Consider the following 24,163-nt stretch of genomic DNA (forward strand, 5'->3'; position numbering starts at 1 on the left):
TTCGCCAATGGTGAAGACGATGGTTTTGCTCTAGGCCAAAATTGAAACATTAAATAACTTGGGTAATAGTTTTATTTTACCTGAAATAAATCCATTTTAGTAGCCTTAATAAAGAGAATTAGGAAGGATTATGGAAAGAAGAAATGTATTGAAAAGAATTAGTTACCTGTCAACAGGAATGCTAGTGGCATCCATTACCGGTGCGATTGCAAATAATAGTTCTTCAAATTCGACCAAGACCATATTGCTGGTGTCTGGCTGGCAAGATGTGAATATTGGTGATATTGCACATACGCCAGGATTGATCCATATATTGAAGACCTTCCTTCCAGAATATAAAATCATCCTTTGGAAAAAATCTAAAGGAGAGAAAGTAAAGCAACTTCTTTATAAGAACTATCCAGATGTGAAAATCATCTACGGCTCAGTGGCACAAGATAGTAGCGTGGAGAATGAAGAAGTAATGTCTGCCATTAAAAATGCAGATATCTTGGTCCATGGTTCTGGCCCATACGTGGTAGGGCAGGACAACCTTGAGGCCTGGATAAAATATACCGATAAGCCTTTTGGAATTTTTGGCACCACGATTCAATCCATTACTCCTGAATTAAAAAAAGTACTAGATACTTCCTCTTTTATTTACACAAGAGAAACGGCTTCATTAAAGGTGTTAAAAGACCATGGGATCACGGGAAAAAGTGTTTCTTTTGCTCCTGATGCCACTTTTTTCTTTGATTTATTGGATGAGGACAAAGCCATTTCGTTTTTGGAAACCCATGAATTAGAGGAGAAGAAATTTATATGTGTTATACCTAGGCTAAGGTATACCCCTTACCATAAAATCAAAAAAGTTAGCTGGTCGGCTGAGAAAATTCAAGAAGTAGAAGAAACCAATGCCAAATACAAAGAAGTAGATCATGCAAAGATGAGGGTGGCCATGATAGAGTGGGTGAGGAAAACAGGAAACAAAGTATTGATTTGTCCTGAGATGACTTATCAGGTAGATATTATGGATGAATTGTTGGTTAATCCCCTTCCAGAGGATGTGAAAAGCAAGGTTATCAAGCGGGATTATTGGCTTCCGGATGAAGCGGCATCGATTTATTCTAGGGCTCATTCCGTGCTGAGTTTTGAATGTCATTCTCCGATAATAGCGGCAGCAAATGGGACACCCATGTTTTATTTAAGGCAACCTGAAGACACCATCAAAGGTCAGATGTACTATGACCTGGGATTGGCAGATTGGGTATTTGAAATAGAAGAAACGGAGGGGAAGCAAATTGCCGATACTTTGATGGAAAACTGGGAAAACTACAATAAAGCTGAACGAAAGTTGGGGAAAGCGATGAAAAAAGTAGCCAATATTTACAAAACTTCCTCAGAAAAAATTAAATTGGTTACAATTTGAAGATGAAAGTGAGGAGTTTAATAGAATTACTCCTCACTTTCATCTTCAAATATTTCTTCGATTGAGCTCCCAAACAATTTGGCGATCTTAAACGCAAGAGGCAGACTTGGGTCAAACTTACCTTTTTCTATTGCATTGATGGTTTGCCTGGATACAGCTAGGCTATCTGCTAGATCTGCTTGGGTCCAGTTTTTTTCAGCACGGAGTACTTTTAAATTGTTTTTCATTGGTAACGCTTTTTTCCAATTGCTATGGCAGCCAAATAGCTAAGGCTAATTGCTATTACCAAAAAGGAAATTTCAGCATCAGTAGAGATTAAGTTAGTGATATCCAAAAGACTATAAGCCAAGCCCCCAAATACACCAACACTTAGTGCAATTCCCATGGCTTCCAGTTGAATTTGCTTTTCAAGTTCGTCTAGAGATTTGAGAAAGCGAATATTAGCCAAAACCAAACCAACTGCGAATAGTAGGTTAACCAATACCCCCAGCCAAGTGAATAGTTTATTCCCTTCCCACAAAAACTGAGGTCCAAAAGTAACAAAAGCAACAGTCATGACCCATAGTGAAGTCCATATTCCTAAATTTCTTGTAATTTTTTTACGTTGTTTTTTCCAGTTTTGAATTTCCATGGTATTAAATTTATGTAAAGTAAACTTTACATAAAGGTAAGGTTAATTTTCAAAATGTAAAACAAACTTTACATTTTTTTTATTCATTGAAAGCCTAAAGATTTTTCTAAAAAGTATCTTTCCCAATAATTCAAAAAGTAGGAATAGGAGCTCATTTGATCTTTAACCCAGATTATGTAATAGGATTTCCTGTGTTTACGGGAAGTGTTGCAATCGCAAGAAAATCAGGCTGTTTGGAGATTTTAGCATAGCACCGCTATGGTAAAATTGAAAACAGCAACGAAGTGGCTGATTTTGAAGCGATTTCAGCACGTAATAGATTGTCTATTGCATATTTCGGGTTAAAGTACAATAAAACTTAAATTGGTAAATTTTGTAAGGGCTAACATCCGAAACTCAAAAAATAAAGCCCTGAAAAAAGTGAATTTCTCAGGGCTTCGGTATTGGGAATTAGGGTGATTTATTCACTTGTATTTTCCTCAATTGTAGTAAGTGGAGGAACATTGTTTTCATATCCTGAATAGCCTTTGTTTTGATTGATAATACCTTGGGTATTACTATTTATTGCAGGGGCAGGTATAGGCCATAGTACATGGTAAGGACTATAGGTATAAGTATCTCCATGTCTGGTTGAAACTCCTTTATTATAGAAATCAGTTACAGACATTATTCTGTCATAAAGGAAGTTTTCATCGGAGAAGTTTTCTATGGAATAGGTTTTACCATTATAAGCTTGAATTCCTGTGTTGGCAAAAATATAAGCCATTCTTGTAAGTTCTGTTTTTCTAGGTTCTTCGTAGTACAATTCTCTAGCTCTTTCATCTAGTATGGTCCCAATATTCATTTGATCAGGAGAATAAGGTGCAGCACCTGCACGGGTTCTTACTGCATTGAGATCATTGGCAGCATTGGTTAAATCACCTTTCCAGACGTAGGCCTCAGCTCTCAAGAGGTAAGTTTCTGCTAACCTAAATATGTACCAATCACTATGACCTCCGCTAGGTCTTATGTTTTGTGGGTCAGGAATAAATAGTTTGTAGTGAGGCCAAGAAAACCAGCTTCTAATGGTGTCTACCACTAAAACAGTGCCTTCATCATTTCGGAACTGTAAAGGTTTTCCATAATAGTCATCGGTACCTTTTAAATCTGGGTTGTTATGAACCAAATCTGTCATGTCCATCCAGTTTCCAGGTGCATGCCTCAGGTCGTTTTCATCATCCCAAATCATGCTTTGGTGGTACCAGGTTCCACGCAGTCTACCAATACCTCTACCATAAGTGCTAACTTGATCAATTTCAATTCCTGGTTGATCAATTGTACCACGATTACCATTTGGTGTATTGATGTTAGTAAACCAGAAAGGCACACCTTGTCGCATGGAAGACATCCCCCCAGAATTTCCTTCAGTATCAATACGGTCCATGACCATCAAAATCGCCTCTTTATTAACATTGGCCGATTTATTTTCAGGTCGATGTAAATCCCAAATTAGGTTTTTCGAAGGGTCATTACCTGTAGACCCAAATCTGTCTGTCATCAAAGAATGTGTACCTCCATCTATTAACCTTGAAGCAGATGCAATGGCATCGTCAAATTCTCCAAGTGCAAGATTCACTTTAGTTAAAAGGTGCTGAATGGCTCCTTTAGGAACTTGCCCTTTGTCCATCACTGCAGGCACCCAAGGCTCTGCCCATTCTAAGTCTTCTTTCATTTTACGTAGAATTACTTCCCTCTTAGTAGAATAAAAGTTTAGGCGAGGCTCAAGTATCTCTTCAAGAATTAAAGGGACATCTCCAAATTGATTTGTAAGCCTATAATACCTTAATGCTCTATGAAAATAAGCTGTTCCGAGAATGTGGTTTCTTTCCTCTTCTGATTCGTAATCTGTTGGGTCATCAATTCTGGATATTACAGTATTTGCATATTTAATACCCTTAAAACCTTCATACCAATACCATCCAATTCTATTGTAATTTGCAGAGTTAAGGTTGGCATCTGGTGTAATCAGAAGGTTCATGTCCTGAGCTGGGCCAGATTTATCGGTTGTTCCTTCTACAGCTACTTCTGTAAATATATGCTCTGTTAGGATAGGGGGGCCATCACCAGTAAGTTCGTGCCTCATGTTTCTCTCGCATGCTACTAATGCACCCCAAAGTCCGCTTGAAGAGTTGAAAGTATTTTCAGGTGCATAAAAAGATAATGGTTTAGGTTCTAGCCAACTTTCGTCACAGGAAGTTGTACTTACCAAAAGGCCGGTGGCCAATATGGAGAGGTAGAACGTTGATTTTTTTATATTAAATTTCATGATTTTTTTCATTTTAGCCAATTATTACAAAGTCAAATCTATACCCAGTGTAAAGATTCTAGGGGTTGGAACTGCAGATTCAGGGTCCCAAAAATTAAACTCGGTAGCATAGAAGCCAACATTCCTTACGTTCATATAAAATCGTAAATTTTCTATTTTCGCCCTTTCCACTATTGTTCGTGGAACAGTATACGCTACGGAAACATTTTCTAGACGGACAAATGACCTGCTTTGATAAACATTGAAACCTCCAGCTCCACCTTCACTTGAGTAGAGTCTGGCCCATTCATTACTAGGGTTCTCCTCTGTCCAATAAGGTAAAATGTAAGAATTGGATCGATCAAGGAATCCTTGTCTGTTTTTCCTTTGGTTGAATGTTCCCATATGCCCTAAATAAGCATACATCATAAATGAAACATCGAAATTTTTCCAGACTTTAAATTCATTTCTAAAGCTCCATCTAGATCTTGGTTCTGTAAATCCTAAAAATTGTCTGTCAGCGTTAGAATAAAGACCATCTTCATTTACATCTTCAATTTTAAAATCACCTGGCTTTACCCCATAATCACTGGCTTGGTCTGCTTCAGGAGTTTGCCATATGCCATCTGTTTTGTAATCCCATATGGCATCAATTGGATGGCCTATAAACCATTTGTTTTCTATATCATCCAATTCCTTTCCGTTTTCATCCAAATCTCCGTATAGGCTAATTATTTTATTACGATTCATTTGAAAATTTAAGCTTGCTCTCCATGTAAGGTTGGATCTTTGCATTAGCTGACTGTTCAAGCTCACTTCAACCCCACGGTTTCTTACTTCCCCTAAATTGTCATAGACAAAGTTAAATCCCAAAATATCAGGCAAAGACCGTTCTACTAAGAGGTCGGTAGTGGACATGTCATAGGCCTCTATAGTACCATCCAAAAGACTATTGAACAAAGAGAAATCAAGACCAATATTTGAGGAGGTTGTTTTTTCCCACTTTAGGTTGGAATTTTGCATGGTATTTACATACAATTGACTTACAAAATACATGTCTCCGCTTGGTCTTTGGTAAAAATATTTACCTGTTTGTAAATCTGAAAGAGCGGCATATCTACCAATGTCGCGATTTCCATTTACCCCCCAGGAAGCCCTTAATTTACCATAATCCAACCATGGAATATCGACAAAATCTTCATCAGTAAAAACCCAACCAAAAGCTGCTGAAGTGAAAGTAGCTCTAGGGTTACTTTGACCAAAAGCAGAATATCCATCTCTTCTTACAGAAAGAGTGGTGATGTATTTATCAGAAAGGGTATAAATAACTCTTCCCATAAGTGCGTCTGCTGTATGGTATTGGTCATTACTTGAAATGATAGGGTTGATCCCAGCTCCAATATTGTGATAACCTAACCGGTCATGGGGTTCAAACCCCACATTGCTCATTGTATTGTCCCAACTTTGGAATTTTTCGGAGTTGGCCAAGAGTGTCACATCAAAATTGTGTATGTTATTAAAGTTTTTGCTCCAGCTTAAGATATTATCAAGCTGCCAGAAATATACTTTTCTTTGTTGCCGGCTCGCTCTACCTCCCATGTTTTCAAAGTCCTGGTGGGCAGCCATTTCATGATTATAACGTTCATAAAATTCATACCGAGGTGTAAAGTTTGTTCTAAACTTGAAGCCAAAAGGAAGTTCAATTGCTGCAAATAAAGTAGCATTGATTGTAGTTTCTTTCTGTAATCTATCCGTAAATCCAGGAGTATAGTAGGGGTGGCGTCCACCACTCACTTCTTCATTTGGTCTGAATCTAAGGCTCTCGCCATCTTCTAAGAAGGGTTCCGCCCAGGGTGATAAATTGACCATGTCGCCCCAGTTCACTGCAATTTGACTTTCATCCCTATCTGCAAATTGTGTGTTCATTCCCACTGTAAGCCAATCGTTTACATTGCCTTCAATATTGAACCTACTTCTAATGGTAGTGAATTCATCGCCTACGATCAACCCCTCATTGTCCAGATAGCCCATGGACCAGTAATATTGAAAATCTTCATTTCTACCCGAAAGACTTACTGTATGGTCTTGTCTCAAGCCGTTTTGAAACATCATATTGTACCAGTTGACACTCTCTCCAGCCTTGTAGTTGGCAATTTCTAGAGGTTGCATGTTTAATCGTTGCAACCATACTGTTTCTGGATCTCCTTCTGAGCCATCATATTTGAGCCAGGTGTCTAAGGAGATGTTGTCTGGAAGCGTATTGGGGTTTGAAAATCTATAAGGTTCAAATCCTCCTGCATTTATACTTTCCATTACGTCTTCTCTCCAGGAAAGAAAGCCCTGTGGGCCATATAAAGGCTCATTTTTTGACATGGTAGCCAGCCCCCAATTAGAATTAATTTTAATTTGGGTCTTTCCCAATTCTCCTTTTTTGGTATTGATAAGTATAACACCACTGGCGGCCTTGGCTCCAAATACTGCTGCGGAACTAGCATCCTTTAAAACATCTATGCTTTCGATGTCATTTGGGTTGATGTCTGCAAGCTGTCCATAGTAAATGGCCCCATCAAGAACCAAAAGTGGACTTGAACCTGCATTTAAGGAAGTCCTTCCACGTACTTCAAGACTACCTCCTCCTTTTGCGGAGGTGCTCAAGCCAACATTCAAGCCAGCGATATTTCCTCTAAGAACGTCTTGGATTGAGTTTGGATTCTCATTTTCAAGTTTGGAGGCTGTAACTGATGATACAGCACCTGTAAGGTCTCTTTTTCTAGCTGTACCATAGCCAATAACCACAACTTCATCTAGTGAAGCGGTGTCCATAATTAAGGTTACATTCAATTGTGAACGGTTCCCTACTTCTAGAGTTTGGGTAGTAAATCCAACAAAAGAAAATGTCAAACTCGCATTTTCAGGCACAGTAATTTTATAATTGCCCTCAATGTCAGTGACTGTTCCCGTTCCCTGTCCTTCGATAAGTACCGTTACTCCAGGAAGACCTTCACCGTTATCATCAGTTACCTGACCCGATACCGTAATGTCTTCATCAATCCGAATATTTGGTGATTCTGCTGCAGCATCCACTGAAATGTACAGCATGCAGAAACAGAGTATCAGAATTTTCATTTCTGATACTCTGAAAAATTGTTTTTGTAATAAGTTTTTCATCTTTTTTGGGTTAGAATTAAAAGATTATTTTTAAATCTTAATAAGAATATTGATTCAATTGATCTTATTAGATATTCAATAATAGTAAAACAATATTGATTATGCAATCGGTTTCATTATCAATATATATGATGTACGTAACCGAATTCACGATTTATATTTTGTAAATAAAGTAATGTGAAGAATATACCTGAAATTTTATTCTAATATGAATACGGTAAAAAATATTTAAAAAATTGTATTTATAAATCCTAAAAATAATTTTAAGTTTAAAGTACTATTTTTTATTATGTATAAAATGAATTAAATGCAATATTGTATAAATGAAATGATTATATATTTAGTTAATTGTCATATAATTATATATATCATAATTCAGGTATGTATTTTGAGATTACCTGGATGCAATGCTTTTCATTCAATCTTAGAGGGCATGCTTCAATTTATATTAAAACTTACTAAGGTTATCATGTTCATTTTTACTGATTTCACTATTTATTTGCTCTATCCTTACCATAGAAATTCTGGATTTCACTTAGAGAATATGCATTGGCAAGAAAATTTGGCTGATTGTAGATTTTACCTTATTACTGCTTCTAAACTAAACTTCCTTAATTCGTGAGGAGGGACGAAAATGTCAATAATTATTCTTTCTTTTCCCTGTCTGTATTATTGTTGACTTATAAATTGGTGTTTTCCTTCATTTGCCATTGAAGTTTTTGTAAAATAAAGTAAATTGAAGATTATTCATTTTACTTTAATTTATAAGGTGTCAATTTCATATGGGATGTTAATGTTTAAATGGATCTATTCTTTACGTGTTTTAATAGTATTTTGCTTTGTTATCGTCTTAGGTGCCATGCTTTCCTGTGAACAAGAGGCTAAGCAGGAAATGCCTGCTCAGGTGGACTTTAACTTTCATATAAAGCCTATACTGGTTCAAAAATGCTACCTCTGCCATGGGCCTGACCCTAGTAGTAGGGAAGCCGGATTAAGGTTAGATTTAGAGGAAGGGGCGACCATGCTTTTGGAAAGCGGAAATAGAGCCATCGTACCAGAGTCAGTTCATAAAAGTGCTTTGATCGATCGAATTACCAGCGAAGATGAAGATTTTATGATGCCACCTCCTTCCTTGAAACAAACCCTTTCTGACTATGAAGTAGCTTTGATAAAACAATGGATAGAAGATGGTGCTGTATATGAACCCCATTGGGCTTTTTTACCACCTAGCACTGAAAAGGAGGTAAACAAGAAAGATTTTAGCAGTAAAATTGATGAATTAATTGATGAAAAAATAGCCGAAAAAGGTTTGAAACCTGGCTTAAAAGCAGATAAATACCAATTGATACGAAGGTTGTCCTATGTTTTGACAGGCCTTCCTCCTGAAGTAGAAAGAGTAAAGCGCTTTGTAGCGGATGAAAGACCGGAGGCTTATGCTGAGTTGGTTGATGAGTACCTTTATAACCCAGCTTTTGGAGAGAAATGGGCCAGCCATTGGATGGATGTGGTGCGCTATGCTGAGACCAAAGGACATGAGTTTGATTATCAAATTCAAGGGGCATGGAGGTTTAGAGATTATCTTATAAGGGCTTTCAATCAAGACGTGCCCTATGATCAATTGATAAAAGAACAATTGTTAGGAGACATGCTTCACTCTCCCCGAGTTAATCCTAAAACGGGTGAGAATGAATCTGTTTTAGGCACCTTGTTTTTCACAATGGGTGAAGGTACGCACAGTCCGGTGGATGTAAAAAAAGATGAGGCAGACAGGATAGATAATATGATAGATGTGGTAGGCAAAAGCTTTCAAGGGCTTACCGTGGCTTGTGCCAAATGCCATGATCATAAATTTGACCCCATACCTACTGCGGATTACTATTCGCTTTATGGAGTATTGGGAAGTACTCGATTCAGTCCTGTGCCTGTTGGGGATTCCAATTTGAAATTTGAGAAAATTTCTCAGGCTGCTGAGTTAAAACAAAAAATCAAATCTTTACTGGCCGAATCTTGGGTTGACTCCACCATTTCAGATACGCTTCCAGCCCAATTTGTAAATATAAAATCTACAACTGAGAATCCTGAAGGATTTGAGGTGCTAGGAGATTTCAGAGCTGCTGATTTTCAGGATTGGAAAGCTGATGGTTTTGCCTTTGGTACAAGTACTACTTTGGGGGAACCTTTGTTTTCTTCAAAGGGTGATTTGCAATACTTGTCTGAGGGGATGGCTTCAAGTCAAAAATTTGGAAGGGGTATTTTTGGTGCATTAAGGTCCCCTGATTTTATTGTTGACAAACAGTTTATAGGTGTCAGAGCAAAAGGTAAAGGTGCAAGCATCCGTATTGTAATGGAGAATTTCCAACTCATAAGTAATCCTATTTACGGTGATCTGGACCAGAAAGTAAATGAGGAAGAATGGCGTGATTATACCATAGATGTGGGAAGTTGGAAAGGCCAGAAAGTTTATATAGAATTATTACCAGGCTCATTTATTAGACATAATTATACCCAACATACAGAGGCTTATATTGAAGCTGCTTTTGCCATTGCTTTTGACGGTGCTTGGCAAACTCCCGTCTTAAACGATCAGGAAACTAACATTTCACTTTCTCAGGCGGTAAAGAATTGGAAGGATGGTCAAAGTACACCTTCGGAAATAGTCTATTTAAATCAGAAATTAAAAAAAGGTGAGCTTATTAAGCAGTTTCCTTCGGCCTTTACATTAAGGGAAAAAAGTGATGCCTTTGTGAGTCAGGTGAAAGACAGTGTATTCATACAAGGGGTAACAGATGGTTTTGCTAAGGAAAGTCCTATTTTTATTAGAGGAAACCATGCGGATCAAAGCGAAGAGAAAATGCCAAGGATCTTTCTTTCAGGGATATTTGAAGAACAAAAACCCTATCGAGGAGAAGGAAGTGGAAGGCAACACATGGTGAAGATGATCTTGTCGGAAGATAATCCTCTCACTTCCAGGGTAATGGTAAATAGGATTTGGCACCATGTGTTTGGAAGAGGAATAGTAGAGACTGTTGATAATTTTGGGCTTCAAGGTAAATTGCCCACTAATCCTGAATTATTAGATTTTCTGTCTTTGCAATTTGTTCAGCATTCCTGGTCCATTAAAACAATGATTAAAAATATGGTGCTTAGCCGGGCTTTTCAAAGGAGTACCATTGGTGGAAGTGTAGATAAAGATCCTGACAATTTGTACTTGACCAGGTATTCTGTAAGGCGGCTGGAGGCAGAGGGAATCAGAGATGCTGTCTTGAAAGTGGCTGGTACTTTGAATTCTTCTATGTATGGAAATCCTGTTCCTGTACATCTGACCTCCTTTATGCAGGGGAGAGGAAGGCCTGGAAATTCTGGACCTTTGGATGGCAATGGAAGAAGGTCTGTGTATCTTGAAGTAAGGAGAAATTTTCTTGATAGAATGATGACCGCCTTTGATAGACCGACCCCTTTTACCACTTTTGGGAAACGTGATGTGACAAATGTGCCAGCACAATCTTTGTTTTTAATGAATGATCCTTTCATTGCAGAACAGGCAGGCCTTATGGCCAATGAATTATTGGAGAACAAACAGCTTTCTGAAAATGAAAAAATCGTAGAGGCTTATTTAAGGGCCTTTTCGAGGCCACCTACTGAGAATGAAATCAACAAAGGATTGGCTTTTTTGAAGGAGACCAAGGCTGTAGCCTCTATTGACCCTGAGGATGAAGAGAATGTAGACTTGACTGTATGGAAGGAATACTGTCATGCCTTATTTAATATGAAATCATTTATTTACTTACTTTAGACCCATGAACAATCACAAGCCACTTCTCAATAAAGCTTTAAGTAGGAGAGAGATGTTAAAATTTAGCAGTTGTGGGTTTGGCTCACTTGCTTTAATGGGGATGATGGGTGGTTTGGGAGCTGCCTGCAAGTCTAAAGACAAGCAATCCCAACATATTCTAAGCCAATTGGCCAAAGCGCCTAATTTTTTACCTAAGGCCAAAAACGTTATCTTCTTGTATATGGACGGAGGAGTGTCTCAGGTAGATTCCTTTGATCCAAAACCCCGGCTTGCTAGGGAAAATGGTATGGATCCCAAGTTTAAAATAGATGCGACACAGTTTAATAATAATGGTAAAATTTTAAAGAGCCCTTGGGATTTTAAGCTATATGGAGAATCTGGAATGGCTGTAAGTGAGCTATTTCCTCACATTGCTGGCTGTGCAGATGATTTGGCATTGATTAGGTCTATGGTTTCGAATTTCCCCGAGCATACCAACGCCAATTATTTCCTCCATACTGGGAGTGGGCTGCAGGGAAGACCAAGTGTGGGTGCCTGGGTCAATTATGGATTAGGAACCGAAAATAGTAATTTGCCAGGCTATGTGGTTTTGGATGGAGGACTTATTCCTCCTGGAGGGGTAGATAATTTTAAGAATGGATTCCTACCTGCTGATTATCAGGCATCAATTATGAAAACCGGTAATACTCCTGTGGCGAACATTAAGCCAGACAGCAGTTTGACTAGTCACCAAAAGGAAAAATTGGATTTTATAAAAGAAATGGATGCAAAAGAAGAAGGTAAGTCCAATGAAATTGAAGCAGCTATCAAAAATTATGAATTGGCCTATCACATGCAATCTTCTGTTCCTGAATTGACAGAGTTTTCTTCTGAGACCAAAGCTACAAAACAGTTGTATGGATTATTTGACGAGGATATAAATACAAGAAATTACGGTGCCCAGTGTTTAATGGCCAGAAGACTGGTTGAAAGAGGCGTTCGATTCGTGGAGCTTACTTGCCCATATATGAGCGGTATTGACAGGTGGGACCAGCACCACAGTTTAAAAGACGGGCATGAGCGAAATGCCCATGCTGTTGATCAACCCATAGCCGGTCTTTTAAAGGATTTAAAGTCCAGAGGGCTGCTAGAAGAAACCTTGGTGGTTTGGACAGGAGAGTTTGGTCGAACACCTTTTGCACAGGGTAGTGATGGTCGAGACCATAATCCTTCTGCATTTAGTATGTGGATGGCTGGAGCAGGGGTTAAAGGTGGAACGATATATGGGCAGACAGATGAGTATGGTTATAGGGTAGTGGATAATCCCGTGACTATTCATGATCTTCATGCTACTATTCTTTATCTTCTGGGTGTGGATCACAAACAACTGACTTATCATTTTGGGGGTAGAGATTTCAGGTTAACAGATGTACATGGAAACGTGGTTAAGGATATTCTGGCTTGAGTACCGGCCTAGCTAGTCGGAGCTTACTCCAATTTCAAATCATTAATTGAATAAAATAAACGCATATACCTTATCTCTTATGTTATTAAATAAATTGATCCCTTTTATTTTTTTTGCCACTGTTCTGTTTATTCCCCATATACTACTTGGCCAAGATGAGTTAAAGAATCCTTTAAGAGTTGGGAGTCCTAATAAGCTTAATTTTGCCAATAGAACTGCTGAGACACCCATTATAGAGAGTGATTTTCCAGGTGGAAATGTTGTCATTGATAAAGTTTTTGGGGACACTATTTTTTTTAAACCAGACCTACGGGACACTCCTAGAGAATGGTTTTATTGGTGTTTTACTGTTAAAAGCACGTCCAATAAAAAATGGTTTTTTAAAGCGACCAAACCCAATGTTTTGACCAATTTGGGTGCGGCCTTCAGTACCGATGGTGGTTATGAATGGAATTGGATTGATCAAGAAAATCATCTGGGACCTGATCTTTTTAGCTTTAAATTTTCTGGGGATGGAAAGCCCGTAATGCTAAGTATGGGTATGGCTTACACACAGAAAAACTTTGATAAGTATATGTTGAAGCATAAAAACTCCAAATATTTAAGAAAGTCTGTGCTTAGTACCACCCGAGCGGGAAGAAAAGTTGAGCAGTTGTTGGTAAGTAACTTTGATTCTGAACCAAAGTTTAGGGTATTGTTTACTGCCAGGGCACATGCTGGAGAAATGATGAGCAATTATATCATTGAGGGGATGCTTGATGCATTGACATCAAATAATACCAGGATGGATCAATTTTTAGATAAGGTGGAGATTATGATCATTCCATTTTTAGATAAAGATGGTGTAGAACAAGGTGATCAAGGTAAATACCGGAGTCCAAGAGATCACAACAGGGATTATTCCGGAGAAAGTATTTACACGAGTACAAAAGCCATAAGGGAAGACATTCCGAAATGGATCGACGGATTGCCTTGGGTTGGGATAGATCTTCACAATCCCTGGATTAAAGGAGAAAACAATGAATGGGTTTATTTTGTGGGGAACGAAGACGAGAGGATTTCTGCTGCCCAAGAAAATTTTGTAAATACCCTGATCCGAACACAGCAAGGGCCACTTACGATTAATAGCAAGACAGGTTTTCTTGCTTATGGCACTGCATGGAATAAAGGTAGCAATTATGAACAAGGATACTCTTTTAGTAAATGGGCTTCGGGATTTTTAGGTGAAGGATTAATAATGCCCACTACCCTTGAGTTTCCATTTGGGATCAATAATGGACAGCTTGTTACCCAAGAAAAAGCAAGGTTGTTTGGAAAGGATTTGATCTTTGCACTTTCGGAGTATATTGAAGGTCAGTGAAGTTTTGTCAGAGAATTTAACTCAAATGACAATGTCTTTAGTTTGATTGAGGATTTGTTAGTTTTTATTATTCAGAACTCCTTGATGATATACTTTAATTTGAGCAAATGTTAATAGTTTATGGGTGGACAATTACTAGTTTTTTTCATTGCTGCCAATTCAATTAAACCCGGATTATGTAATAGGATTTCTCCGTCCTGACAATGTCAGGGGTGAAGCCTGTCCCGTGTCTACGGGAAGTGTTGCAATCGCAAGAAAATCAAACTGTTTGGAGATTTTAGCATATCACCGCTATGGTGAAATTGAAAACAGCAACGATTGGGTATTTTAAAGCGATTTCAGCACGTAATAGAATGTCTATTGCATATTTCGGGTTAAAAAAGCTATACTATTATTGATTTTTTTAATCAGCAAATATTTACTACTTCCTATTTTACCGAAACCGAGCAAAAAACCAGTCTCTAAAAAGGCTGGTTTTTTTGCTTTCAAATCATATGGTGGAATAAGGGTGGCGGATGAAATATGCCTTGTTGTTAATTTAAGATTTAAGTTTATCTCATATAAGCATTGAGATTAAATCTTAAAAAATATTTTGTTTACATGAACGGTAATTATCGGTAATATATTGGTCTTAAAGTAATGTGTTTTAAGGAAGGGAAATTAAAATATGGTTTATTAAATGAAGATATGTCGGGTGTTATTTTAACTATATAAGAAGTTGATTTTCAGTACTTTAAATGAAGATTTAATTGTGATTTACATCCATAATATATTTTATTTTGAGGTTGAAATTTAATAAGTATGAATTTTTTGATATTTATTATGTCTGGATTTTTAGATGCTTTTTTTATGTCTATATTTAATTTATTGTTTAAATAATTTTAATATCTTCTTCTAGTTAGATGAATATTTTAAAAAAATGATGAGAAAGGAGGTAAAATATGGTGAGATAAAATAAATAAAGTCTAAATAATTGATTATTTCAATTATTTGTTTTTCGGGAAATAAAATGGTGTTTTTTTGAATTATTACTAAAAAGGTAAGATATATTAAAAATTTTACAAATATTAAATATTTAAATATGTTAAAAAGTAGAATAATCCTACTAATGTTAATTGTATTGCCAGTTTGGTCCTTAATGGCACAGCAACGTACTGTTTCTGGAAAAGTTACAGACGAGACAGGGGAGCCGATTCCATCGGTGTTGGTACTTATTAAAGGTTCCACTGCGGGAACAACCACAGATCTTGATGGGACTTATAGCATTTCTGTTTCAGGAGATGTTACTTTAATTTTCAATATGATTGGGTTTAAAGGGCAAGAGATTAGCACCAAAGGTACCAATTCCATAGATGTAACTCTTCAAGAATCAAGTGTGGATTTAAATGAAGTTGTAGTGGTTGGTTTTAGTGAGGTTGAAAGGCAGCATTTGGCTTCTTCAGTAGAGCAACTAGATATGGATCTTGTAAAGAGCAGGCCGATTTTTAAATTGGAAGAAGCGTTTAGTGGTACCATACCAGGTGTTACACTGATGCAAGGAAATAACCTTCCAGGTAGTGTGCCTGGGTCTATATCTATTAGGGGGATTAGTACTTTGCAGAATGCAGGGCCTTTGGTTATCATCGATGGTATGGAACAATCCCTAACGGATATTGACCCAAATCAGGTGAAAAATATCACTGTATTGAAGGATGCGGCCTCTGCGGCACTTTATGGTTCTAGGGGTGCAAATGGTGTAATTATTATTGAAACAGATCGAGGTACAACTGGGCAGTTTAAAGTAAATCTACACTCTTGGGGTGCACTTCATAACCCAATAGATCTCCCTAATTTTGTTGGAGCTACTGATTATATGAAGCTCAATAATGAAGCAAGAGGACACCAAGGTCAATCGCTTTTGTTTTCTGATGAAGATATAGCAGCCTCTGAAAGTGGAAATTACACCAATGTAAACTGGTTGGATGAAGTTATGCAAAGGCAATCCTATTCACACAATACTTCAGCAAGTATTTCCGGTGGAGGAGGGGTAGGGACTTTCAATTTGATGCTTGGCTACATCGATGAAAATGGAATGAATGAATTGGAAGGGTCCAATAAATTTTCAGCACGTTTTAACACTAATATTAATATTGCAGATAAATTTGTTTTGTTGGCAGATTTTTACGCACACAGGTTGCAAGTGGATAGACTACAGGCCAATAATGATGGTCACGGACTTTATCAGCTAGCCTGGAGAATGAATCCTACTCAGCCAATTTTTTATGATTCTGATTTAGAAGACAATTATATTCTTCACAATAACATTAACCCTTTAGCTTCCATTAATCATGGTGGATCATGGAATGCATTGCATGATAGAAGTACAATTAATTTGCGGCCCAAATATTTCATAAACAAAAATTTAAGTGTAGAAGGGAATGTTTCCTATATGATTAACAAGTCAGCTAATAAATACAAAAGATTGACTTATAAGTTTTTTGATGGAGATGGTAAGCCTGTTAATATTTGGAGCAATTCTGTGGGTGCGAGCCAAGGAGTGAGTCAGAGTCAAGTTACGGCTAGGGCACTTATTAATTACGAAAAAGAATTAAGAGAAGGGAAAGACAAAATTTATTTGCTTGGAGGTGTAGAGATAATGAATAACACCTATACTGACTACCGAGAGTTCTCTAAATCCTCTTTTTTCGCAAAGTTAAATTATTCTTATGATAACAGGTACCTTATAGAAGCTACAGCAAGAGGGGATGGATCCAGTAAATTTGCACCAAATAACAGATGGGGGTTTTTCCCTTCCGGTGCTTTTGCATGGAATATTCATAACGAATCCTTTATGAGTGGCTTGGTGAGTTCTGGTATGATAAATAACTTAAAATTCAGAGCTTCTTATGGTCTAATAGGTAATGAAAATGTTGATCCTTATTTATGGCAAGAAGTTGTAAATACTTGGGGGTGGACAATGAGAGTACCGAACCCTAATTTTAGTTGGGAGAAGCAACGCCAATCCAATTTTGGTTTGGATTTAACCACTTTCAAAAACAAGTTGAATTTTACAGCTGAATACTATCATAAGTTCTCTTATGATCTAATTTATTCAAACTTCCCAGTACCTCCTTTGACAGGATCGTACTATCTTACTTCTTCTGTAAATATTGGAGAAGTTGAAAACAAAGGTTGGGAGTTTTCGGCCAATTATTCCGATAAAGTTGGAGAGGTTGATTATAGTGTAGGTGGAATTTTATTTGATAACCAAAATCGTGTTCTGAAAGCTGGGTATAATCGTTCTGACACCCTAATTTTCAAAGACAATCAAGATAAAATTTGGTATGAAGGTATTGCGATTGATAATTATTTCGGATACCAGAGCGATGGCCTATTCCAAACTTGGGAAGAGGTAGATGCTACTGATGCCAAGTTACCGAATACATATCCTGGGGATATTAAGTATACAGATAGAAATGGAGATGGTGTAATTAACGATGAGGACAAGGTGAATCTCGGTGACCCATTTCCTCACATGAATTATTCTATAAATTTCAATTTGAGATTTCGTAGATGGGATTTTAATTTTCTTGGTCAAGGAGTTGGGAAAAGATTAGGTAGGCTAAATGGTCAGGAAGGATATCCAGTGTTGATGGATGGTGTTAACAATAACCTTGGGGCACCTAGAGAATATTATATGAACAATAGGTGGACACCAGATAATCCTAATAGTAGATTCCCTAGAGTTTGGACGGGGACTAGTCCGAATGCGGTGCTCAGTGATGTTTGGCTTAGCAATGCAGCCTTCTTTAGGGTGAAAATGCTACAATTAGGATATACAATACCTAAAATCGGACGCAATATCAAAAGTGTCAGGATTTACTTTAATGCTCAGGATGCAATTACTATTACTAAATGGGAGGGTTTAGAGCCTGAAAGAGATGGAGGAAATGGTAATTACCCTAGAATGGCAACTTTTAGTTTGGGAGTCAAAGCCACTATAAATTAAGAAGGAAAACCATGAGAAAATTAATAATAATTATAGGATTTATAGGGTTCAGCTTGTCAGGATGTGTAGAATTTCTCGACAAAACTGATCCAACAGCAACCTCTTTTGTTGAATTCTTTAATGATGAAGAAGATCTACGAAGGGTGGTTTATAGCAGTTATTTGGATGTATTTACACATCCAAGTTCCCATCAGAATTTATTCTATATGGAAGAAGGTAAATCTGATAATGCATACAGCAGGGTAGATGGTCACCATCATCAAAGAATAGCAAATGGTAATATCAATAGTACCTCTTCAGCATTTCTTTTTTACTATGAATTGCAAATGAAGCATTTGGGTAGGTTGAATACCTTTGTTGATAATGCTGACATACCCTATGTGGAAGATGAGTCCGTTCGAACGAAGTACAAGGCAATTTTGGAGGCACTTAGGGTTTGGCATTATTTTAAGCTGACTTTCAGGTGGGGTGATGTTCCTTTTCATTTACAACCTGCGGATTTAGTAGACGCGTTACAGCCTACTACTCCGAAAGAAGAAATCCTAGGGCAACTTTTTCCTTTGGCTGATGACATCGCTTCTCGTTTACCTGCTGATGAGTATACTTCAGATAAATACATGTTTAATAAGTATTCATTTAAAGCATTGACTATGAGGTACGCCTTGTATAATGGGCGCTTTGAATTGGCAGCAAAGTTGGCCAAGGAAATAATGGATAGTGAAAAATATTCATTGTATTCAAATTATGAAGAGCTTTTTCAATATGAAGGTGCTTCCACTAACAATGAATTTATAATGCACTTTGATATGCAAAGTCATAATAATAGTGCAACCAATTCTTTTCGAGACTTGGGGCCGCATTACCGAACAGGTAATGGTCAATCTTATGTAGTGCCTTTGAAGGCTTTGGTAGATTCCTATTGGACTCTTCAAGGCAGGCCTATTTCAGACTGTCCATTGCATTCAGAAGAAGAGTATTTGTTAAATCCAAATCTTAACAGGGACCCTAGGTATGAATCAAGTATAATGGGGCAAGGTGACACCTTTTATGGAGAGCCAATTGATATTTACAACACTAACAATCCTATGTTCTTTGAAAATCAAAGGGCAAGTAAATCTGGCTTTTGGTTTAAGAAGTTTGTTTCGGAAGCAGATGCGTTTAGATCCGGTGGTAACTTTGACTTTGGGTTGTTGCGTTATGCAGAAGTACTGTTGACTTATGCTGAAGCCAAAATTATGCTAAATGACATTGATGCATTGGCATTAGAAAGCATCAATATGGTAAGGGAACGCGCTGGTTTAGATATGACCGTAGCTGATGTAACCGGTAGTGAGTACAGTGGCTTTAGTCAAGAAGATTGGATCAATTTGATTAGAAACGAAAGAAGAATTGAATTTGCAGGAGAAGGTTTAAGATATGAAGATATAATTCGATGGGGAATTGCTGAAGAGGTATTGAATCAACCTGCCTTGGGTCATACTCGAATGGAAAATGGCGAAATGGTTTCATTGAAAATCGAAGATCGTTCTTTTCAACCTCATAATTATCGCTGGCCATTTCATGAAAACAGTTTAAGAGTGGAACCAGGGTTAACTCAAAATCCAGGTTATTAAGAAATTGTAACTTGTGATAAGTAAAAAAAGGTTCACTTAAAAAGTGAGCCTTTTTTTATTATAATTAGCGTCTTAAGCCTACCCTGAGCAAATAAGTATTAAAAAGTCATCCTTATTTTTATAGCATTCTAAAACCTGTTAGCTTAGAGCTAAAAGCAAGTGAGTTGGGTTTAAGTAAAAAAGCAAACATGAGCATTACTATTTCAGAAACGAGGGAAATTGATGTTGGACAAATTGTTGCCCTTTACAAAGCAAACAAATGGTCCGCTGCGGAAAAGCCACATGAATTAAAAAATGCCTTGCTTAATTCTCATTCATTAATATCTGCTTGGGATAAGGAGAGGTTGATTGGGATAGGCAATGCAATTTCCGATGGATATTTAGTTGTTCATTATCCCCATTTATTGGTTCATCCAGATTATCAGGGACAAGGAGTAGGGAGAAAAATTGTATCCAAGCTTCAAGAAAATTACAAAGACTTCCATATGCAAATGCTAACAGCTGATGGTAAATCCGTTGAATTTTATAAGAAGGTCGGTTTTGAAAAGGCAGGGGAAACGCAGTCTATGTGGATCTATAATGGCAGTGAGCATTGAACAATTCACTTACTCTTCTAGACAGAATTAGCTTCAGGTTTAAAATTATTTACAAAATTACTTTTACTCTAGCTCGAAAGTTTGCCTATAAATAATGAACAACATGCTGAAACTCCTGAAATAATTCTTATTTAAAAAATATTTTTTACTGGTTATTTTCTTTTATATTTTTAACTTTATCAGTAACATTATACCAACTAAGGTTAATAATCCTCCCATAAAAACCATATTTTTCCTTTAAGTGCATAATTATTTAATAATTATTCGCTGTCTTTGTTAACAAAGGAATTTTATCTATTTTGATCTTGAACAATATATTTTGAAGTAAATAATAAAATATTTATACCGTTAGGATTAGTAATTTGAATAGTTATATGTTAGCTTATTAAAATCTATAATTATAAATTAGTTGTTGGTAATATTTTATTATTTAGTAAAAATTAATCTTTTAATTTAATAGTTTTAAAGGGTGAGTAAACTTATTTTTTGCAGTATGGTATTGAAGAGAAAAAAACAGACAAACCTAAAAATCAAACCTTAGCAATAAAAATTGAAGCAATTCAATTAATAAAATATTTCAAATTAATAACACGTAAAATTTGTCCGCCTTATGTAGAGAAAAAGCCAAAAACGAAAAAGCCATCTATAAATAGATGGCCTTCACAAAAGTGATAGACAAATGGGTAAGTTTCTCAGGTTCATCCATTTGATCTAATTTAATGCAGTTCATAAAACAACACTAAAGCCTACAAAGTTATGAAAAAACGATTACTCACGGGGAATTTGTCAATCAAAGTATTGATTTTCCTTATGGCTATTCAGCTATTTTATCCTAATATCCACAAAGGGTATGCTGTTGCCTATTATGATGGAGCTTCTACTCTATTACTTGAAAGCAATTCACCAAAACCGTTCTTTTTGGCAGATGTTACCGTAACAGGTACAGTGTCAGACCAAAATGGAGAGCCTATTCCAGGAGCTACGGTTTCTTTACCTGGCACTACTATTGGTACCGCTACCGATTTAGATGGGAAATATTCATTGACTGTGCCGGAAGAATCTGAATTGGTTTTTTCCTTTATAGGATTTGAGAGCCAACGTATAAAAATTGGAGACCGATCCATTATAAATGTGACCCTATTGGAATCTACTTCTTCTTTAGATGAGGTTGTGGTTGTAGGTTTCGGTACCCAAAAGAGAGCAAATGTAACTGGAGCAGTAAGTACTGTTTCAGGGGAGGACCTTGCCAGAAGACCAGTGGTCAATACGGCTGCAGCGTTGCAGGGTACAACACCAGGACTTTCCATCCAAAACAACGGTGGTGCTCCCGGAGATGAAAGTACCAGCATCAGGATAAGGGGGGTTGGAACATTGAATAATTCCAATCCATTGATCCTTGTAGATGGGGTAGAACAATCGCTAAGTACAGTTGAACCAAATAATATCGCATCTATTACTGTTTTAAAGGATGCAGCCTCATCTGCCATTTATGGATCAAGAGCAGCAAATGGTGTAATTCTAGTAACTACAAAAAGAGGAGAAGAAGGTGCTGTCAAGATTACCTACAATAATTTTGTGGGATGGCAAAACCCTAATTTCTTTCCTGAACCAACAGATCCAGTTACCTGGATGAGGTTAGAAAATGAGGCCCAGGCCAATGTGGGAGCAAATCCAACCTATAGTGAAACCTATATAGAGAATGTGGCTGCAGGTACCAATCCTTTACAATATCCTTTTGCGGATTATGAAGGTGGAATCTTTAATCCAAATGCTTTGCAGCAAAGGCACTCTATTTCCCTTTCCAGTGGTGGAAAATCCGGAAGAGTATTCGCATCTGTAAATTATTCTGATACAGATGGAATCCTTCAAAACTTCAATAACAAGCAGGTAACCATGCGGATAAATTCCGACATGTATGCTACTGATAAATTGACGATTAAAACCAACCTGATGTATAGGAATAGAGGCTTTAGTGGACCAGGATTTACTGGTCAGCGAATCACCCAAGCCTTACTGCATATCAATAGAAATATTGTAATGGAATATCCTGACGGAACTTATGACCTTGTTTCAGGCCAATGGAATGCAAGAGCAATGGTTCAAGAGGGAGAAACAAGCAATATAAGTGATGATGTTTTTGGTCAGTTAGGTTTTGCTTATACTATCAATGAAGCTTTATCTCTTGAAGGGAATGTTACACTCAACACCGAATCTACAGATGGATTTGTGTTTCAAAATAGCCTGGCAGGCATGAGGAATTATTTAACTGGTGATTTGGTAAATGTTGGTGGTTGGTTTGCCACTTCGGTGCTTACAGAAAGTCAGATGAACCAACGTGAACTGAGTCAAAGATTGTATTTGAATTATGACCAAACCTTTGACAAGCATAGTATACAAGGAACGGTTGGTTATGAGGAAATTTACAATAGGTACAAGCAGATTTCTGCAACTAGAGACAATTTCTATAGCAATGACTTGCGGGATATAAACGCTGGTGATATTCAAAACCAGAAGACAAGTGGTTATTCTCAGGAGTGGAGACTAAGGTCATTTTTCGGAAGGGCCAACTATAGTTTTGACGACAAATACATGTTCCAGGCCAACGTTAGGTATGATGGATCTTCCAGGTTTGGAGAAGGCAAGCGTTGGGGTATTTTCCCATCCTTTTCAGCAGGTTGGAGAATTTCTGAAGAAGAATTCCTTAGAGAAGGTGATTTGTTTAGTGATTTAAGGCTTCGAGGCTCATGGGGTCAATTGGGTAACCAGAGTATTGGACTTTACAGGTACCTCAACACCTATAATCTTGGTACTGGCTACCAGTTTAACAATAACCTGGTCCCAGGAACAGCCATCACTAGTGCAGGTAATCCTGACATTACCTGGGAAACCACTACAATGACAAATATAGGGTTGGACATGGGCTTTATGGACGATAGGATTGAAGTAATCGCGGAATATTTTTACAAATATACTGATGATATTTTGATAGAATTACCGATTCCTAGAACCATTGGTTACAACCCTCCAGTTCAAAATGCAGCAGCAGTTTCTAATAAAGGTTGGGAATTGGCAGTCAATTATCATGGTGCTCCTGCTTCAGACAGTGGGTTTGAGTATTCAGTAGGTTTGAATTTTTCTGATGTAGTCAGTAGGATTGAAGATTTGAAAGGTACCGGACCATTTTTCCCTGATAAATTTACAGTATGGACTGAAGGTGAATCAATCAATTCCTTGAGAGGTTTAAAATCTCCTGGTATTTATAAGACCCAAGAGGACTTAGACAATTATCCAGCGACCATTTTTCCTACTGTTACGATTGGAGACATTATATATGAGGATTTAAATGGGGATGGTGTTATTTCTCAATCCCTTTATCCTGCAGGCGATCAATATATCATGGGGAATGAAGACCCAAGGTATGAGTTTGGAGTTCGGTTTAGTGCTTCTTATAAAGGATTTGATTTTTCTATGTTTTGGCAAGGAGTACTTCGTCAGCAACATTCTTTGGATGGTGCTTTGATGGAAGGTCCAAATTATACGAATTTTATTCCTACCACCATGGCTAGAGAAGCTTATCACCCTGAAAGAAATCCAAATGGCACCTGGCCAATGGTGAGATCTGGGAATTCAGCCAACCTAATGGAGTCAGATTTTTGGTTACAAAACACCAGTTATCTTAGATTAAAGAATTTCCAATTAGGGTATACTATACCTCAAAATCTTGTAGCCAACCTGAGAGTTTATATCTCCGGAGAAAACATGTTGACTTTTACAGAAACAGAGCTGTTCGATCCGGAAACACCTAGAGGTAGAAGCCAATTCTTCCCTCACAGCAAACTTTTCAGTGGTGGCATAAACGTAAGGTTTTAATCTAAAAA

12 protein-coding genes are annotated in these 24,163 nt (G+C 37.3%); 8 read left to right on the top strand and 4 right to left on the bottom strand.

What is annotated here, in order from left to right:
- Nucleotides 1-130 precede the first annotated feature (130 nt).
- Nucleotides 131-1,408: a polysaccharide pyruvyl transferase family protein gene (locus CA2015_RS18820; protein WP_048643292.1), complete on the top strand. Its 1,278-nt coding sequence runs from the start codon at nt 131-133 to the stop codon at nt 1,406-1,408.
- A gap of 26 nt (nt 1,409-1,434) precedes the next feature.
- Here CA2015_RS18820 and CA2015_RS18825 read toward each other — a convergent pair whose 3' ends face one another.
- The 4 genes from CA2015_RS18825 to CA2015_RS18840 form a co-directional block, all read right to left on the bottom strand.
- Nucleotides 1,435-1,635 (bottom strand): helix-turn-helix transcriptional regulator, encoded by a 201-nt coding sequence (locus CA2015_RS18825; protein ID WP_048643293.1) that lies wholly within the window; start codon nt 1,633-1,635, stop codon nt 1,435-1,437.
- Nucleotides 1,632-2,039, bottom strand: coding sequence for a hypothetical protein (locus CA2015_RS18830; RefSeq protein WP_048643294.1), 408 nt, complete (start codon nt 2,037-2,039; stop codon nt 1,632-1,634). The genes CA2015_RS18825 and CA2015_RS18830 overlap by 4 nt, the downstream gene beginning before the upstream one ends.
- A 460-nt stretch (nt 2,040-2,499) precedes the next feature.
- The gene (locus CA2015_RS18835; RefSeq protein ID WP_048644629.1) at nt 2,500-4,344 is read right to left on the bottom strand and encodes a RagB/SusD family nutrient uptake outer membrane protein; all 1,845 of its coding nucleotides are present in this window, start codon (nt 4,342-4,344) and stop codon (nt 2,500-2,502) included.
- Between the two features lie 24 nt (nt 4,345-4,368).
- Nucleotides 4,369-7,491 carry a SusC/RagA family TonB-linked outer membrane protein gene (locus tag CA2015_RS18840; RefSeq protein WP_048643295.1) on the bottom strand — a complete coding sequence of 1,041 codons (3,123 nt, stop codon included), beginning with the start codon at nt 7,489-7,491 and terminating at the stop codon, nt 4,369-4,371.
- A gap of 793 nt (nt 7,492-8,284) precedes the next feature.
- Here CA2015_RS18840 and CA2015_RS18845 point away from each other — a divergent pair.
- From CA2015_RS18845 to CA2015_RS18880, 7 genes are all read left to right on the top strand, one after another.
- Nucleotides 8,285-11,284: a PSD1 and planctomycete cytochrome C domain-containing protein gene (locus CA2015_RS18845; RefSeq protein WP_240477843.1), complete on the top strand. Its 3,000-nt coding sequence runs from the start codon at nt 8,285-8,287 to the stop codon at nt 11,282-11,284.
- A 4-nt stretch (nt 11,285-11,288) separates the two neighbouring features.
- Nucleotides 11,289-12,728, top strand: coding sequence for a DUF1501 domain-containing protein (locus tag CA2015_RS18850; protein WP_048643297.1), 1,440 nt, complete (start codon nt 11,289-11,291; stop codon nt 12,726-12,728).
- Nucleotides 12,729-12,807: 79 nt separating this feature from the next.
- Nucleotides 12,808-14,088, top strand: coding sequence for a M14 family zinc carboxypeptidase (locus CA2015_RS18855; protein ID WP_048643298.1), 1,281 nt, complete (start codon nt 12,808-12,810; stop codon nt 14,086-14,088).
- Between the two features lie 1,081 nt (nt 14,089-15,169).
- On the top strand, nt 15,170-18,076 hold the full coding sequence (locus CA2015_RS18860) for a SusC/RagA family TonB-linked outer membrane protein (protein WP_048643299.1): 2,907 nt from the start codon (nt 15,170-15,172) through the stop codon (nt 18,074-18,076).
- Nucleotides 18,077-18,087: 11 nt separating this feature from the next.
- On the top strand, nt 18,088-19,689 hold the full coding sequence (locus CA2015_RS18865; protein WP_048643300.1) for a RagB/SusD family nutrient uptake outer membrane protein: 1,602 nt from the start codon (nt 18,088-18,090) through the stop codon (nt 19,687-19,689).
- A gap of 188 nt (nt 19,690-19,877) precedes the next feature.
- Entirely contained in the window at nt 19,878-20,285 is a 408-nt protein-coding gene (locus CA2015_RS18870) for a GNAT family N-acetyltransferase (RefSeq protein ID WP_157470545.1), read from the top strand.
- 756 nt (nt 20,286-21,041) lie between these two features.
- Nucleotides 21,042-24,155, top strand: coding sequence for a SusC/RagA family TonB-linked outer membrane protein (locus CA2015_RS18880; RefSeq protein WP_048643303.1), 3,114 nt, complete (start codon nt 21,042-21,044; stop codon nt 24,153-24,155).
- Nucleotides 24,156-24,163: the final 8 nt, after the last annotated feature.

The sequence above is a fragment of the Cyclobacterium amurskyense genome (genome assembly GCF_001050135.1).
Taxonomy (GTDB): Bacteria; Bacteroidota; Bacteroidia; order Cytophagales; family Cyclobacteriaceae; genus Cyclobacterium; species Cyclobacterium amurskyense.

What these genes read in the sequence shown, in the direction of transcription:
- CA2015_RS18820 (WP_048643292.1), top strand. Translation starts at nt 131, where the DNA reads ATGGAAAGAAGAAATGTATTGAAAAGAATTAGTTACCTGTCAACAGGA.
- CA2015_RS18825 (WP_048643293.1), bottom strand. Translation starts at nt 1,635, where the DNA reads ATGAAAAACAATTTAAAAGTACTCCGTGCTGAAAAAAACTGGACCCAA.
- CA2015_RS18830 (WP_048643294.1), bottom strand. Translation starts at nt 2,039, where the DNA reads ATGGAAATTCAAAACTGGAAAAAACAACGTAAAAAAATTACAAGAAAT.
- CA2015_RS18835 (WP_048644629.1), bottom strand. Translation starts at nt 4,344, where the DNA reads ATGAAATTTAATATAAAAAAATCAACGTTCTACCTCTCCATATTGGCC.
- CA2015_RS18840 (WP_048643295.1), bottom strand. Translation starts at nt 7,491, where the DNA reads ATGAAAAACTTATTACAAAAACAATTTTTCAGAGTATCAGAAATGAAA.
- CA2015_RS18845 (WP_240477843.1), top strand. Translation starts at nt 8,285, where the DNA reads ATGTTTAAATGGATCTATTCTTTACGTGTTTTAATAGTATTTTGCTTT.
- CA2015_RS18850 (WP_048643297.1), top strand. Translation starts at nt 11,289, where the DNA reads ATGAACAATCACAAGCCACTTCTCAATAAAGCTTTAAGTAGGAGAGAG.
- CA2015_RS18855 (WP_048643298.1), top strand. Translation starts at nt 12,808, where the DNA reads ATGTTATTAAATAAATTGATCCCTTTTATTTTTTTTGCCACTGTTCTG.
- CA2015_RS18860 (WP_048643299.1), top strand. Translation starts at nt 15,170, where the DNA reads ATGTTAAAAAGTAGAATAATCCTACTAATGTTAATTGTATTGCCAGTT.
- CA2015_RS18865 (WP_048643300.1), top strand. Translation starts at nt 18,088, where the DNA reads ATGAGAAAATTAATAATAATTATAGGATTTATAGGGTTCAGCTTGTCA.
- CA2015_RS18870 (WP_157470545.1), top strand. Translation starts at nt 19,878, where the DNA reads ATGAGCATTACTATTTCAGAAACGAGGGAAATTGATGTTGGACAAATT.
- CA2015_RS18880 (WP_048643303.1), top strand. Translation starts at nt 21,042, where the DNA reads ATGAAAAAACGATTACTCACGGGGAATTTGTCAATCAAAGTATTGATT.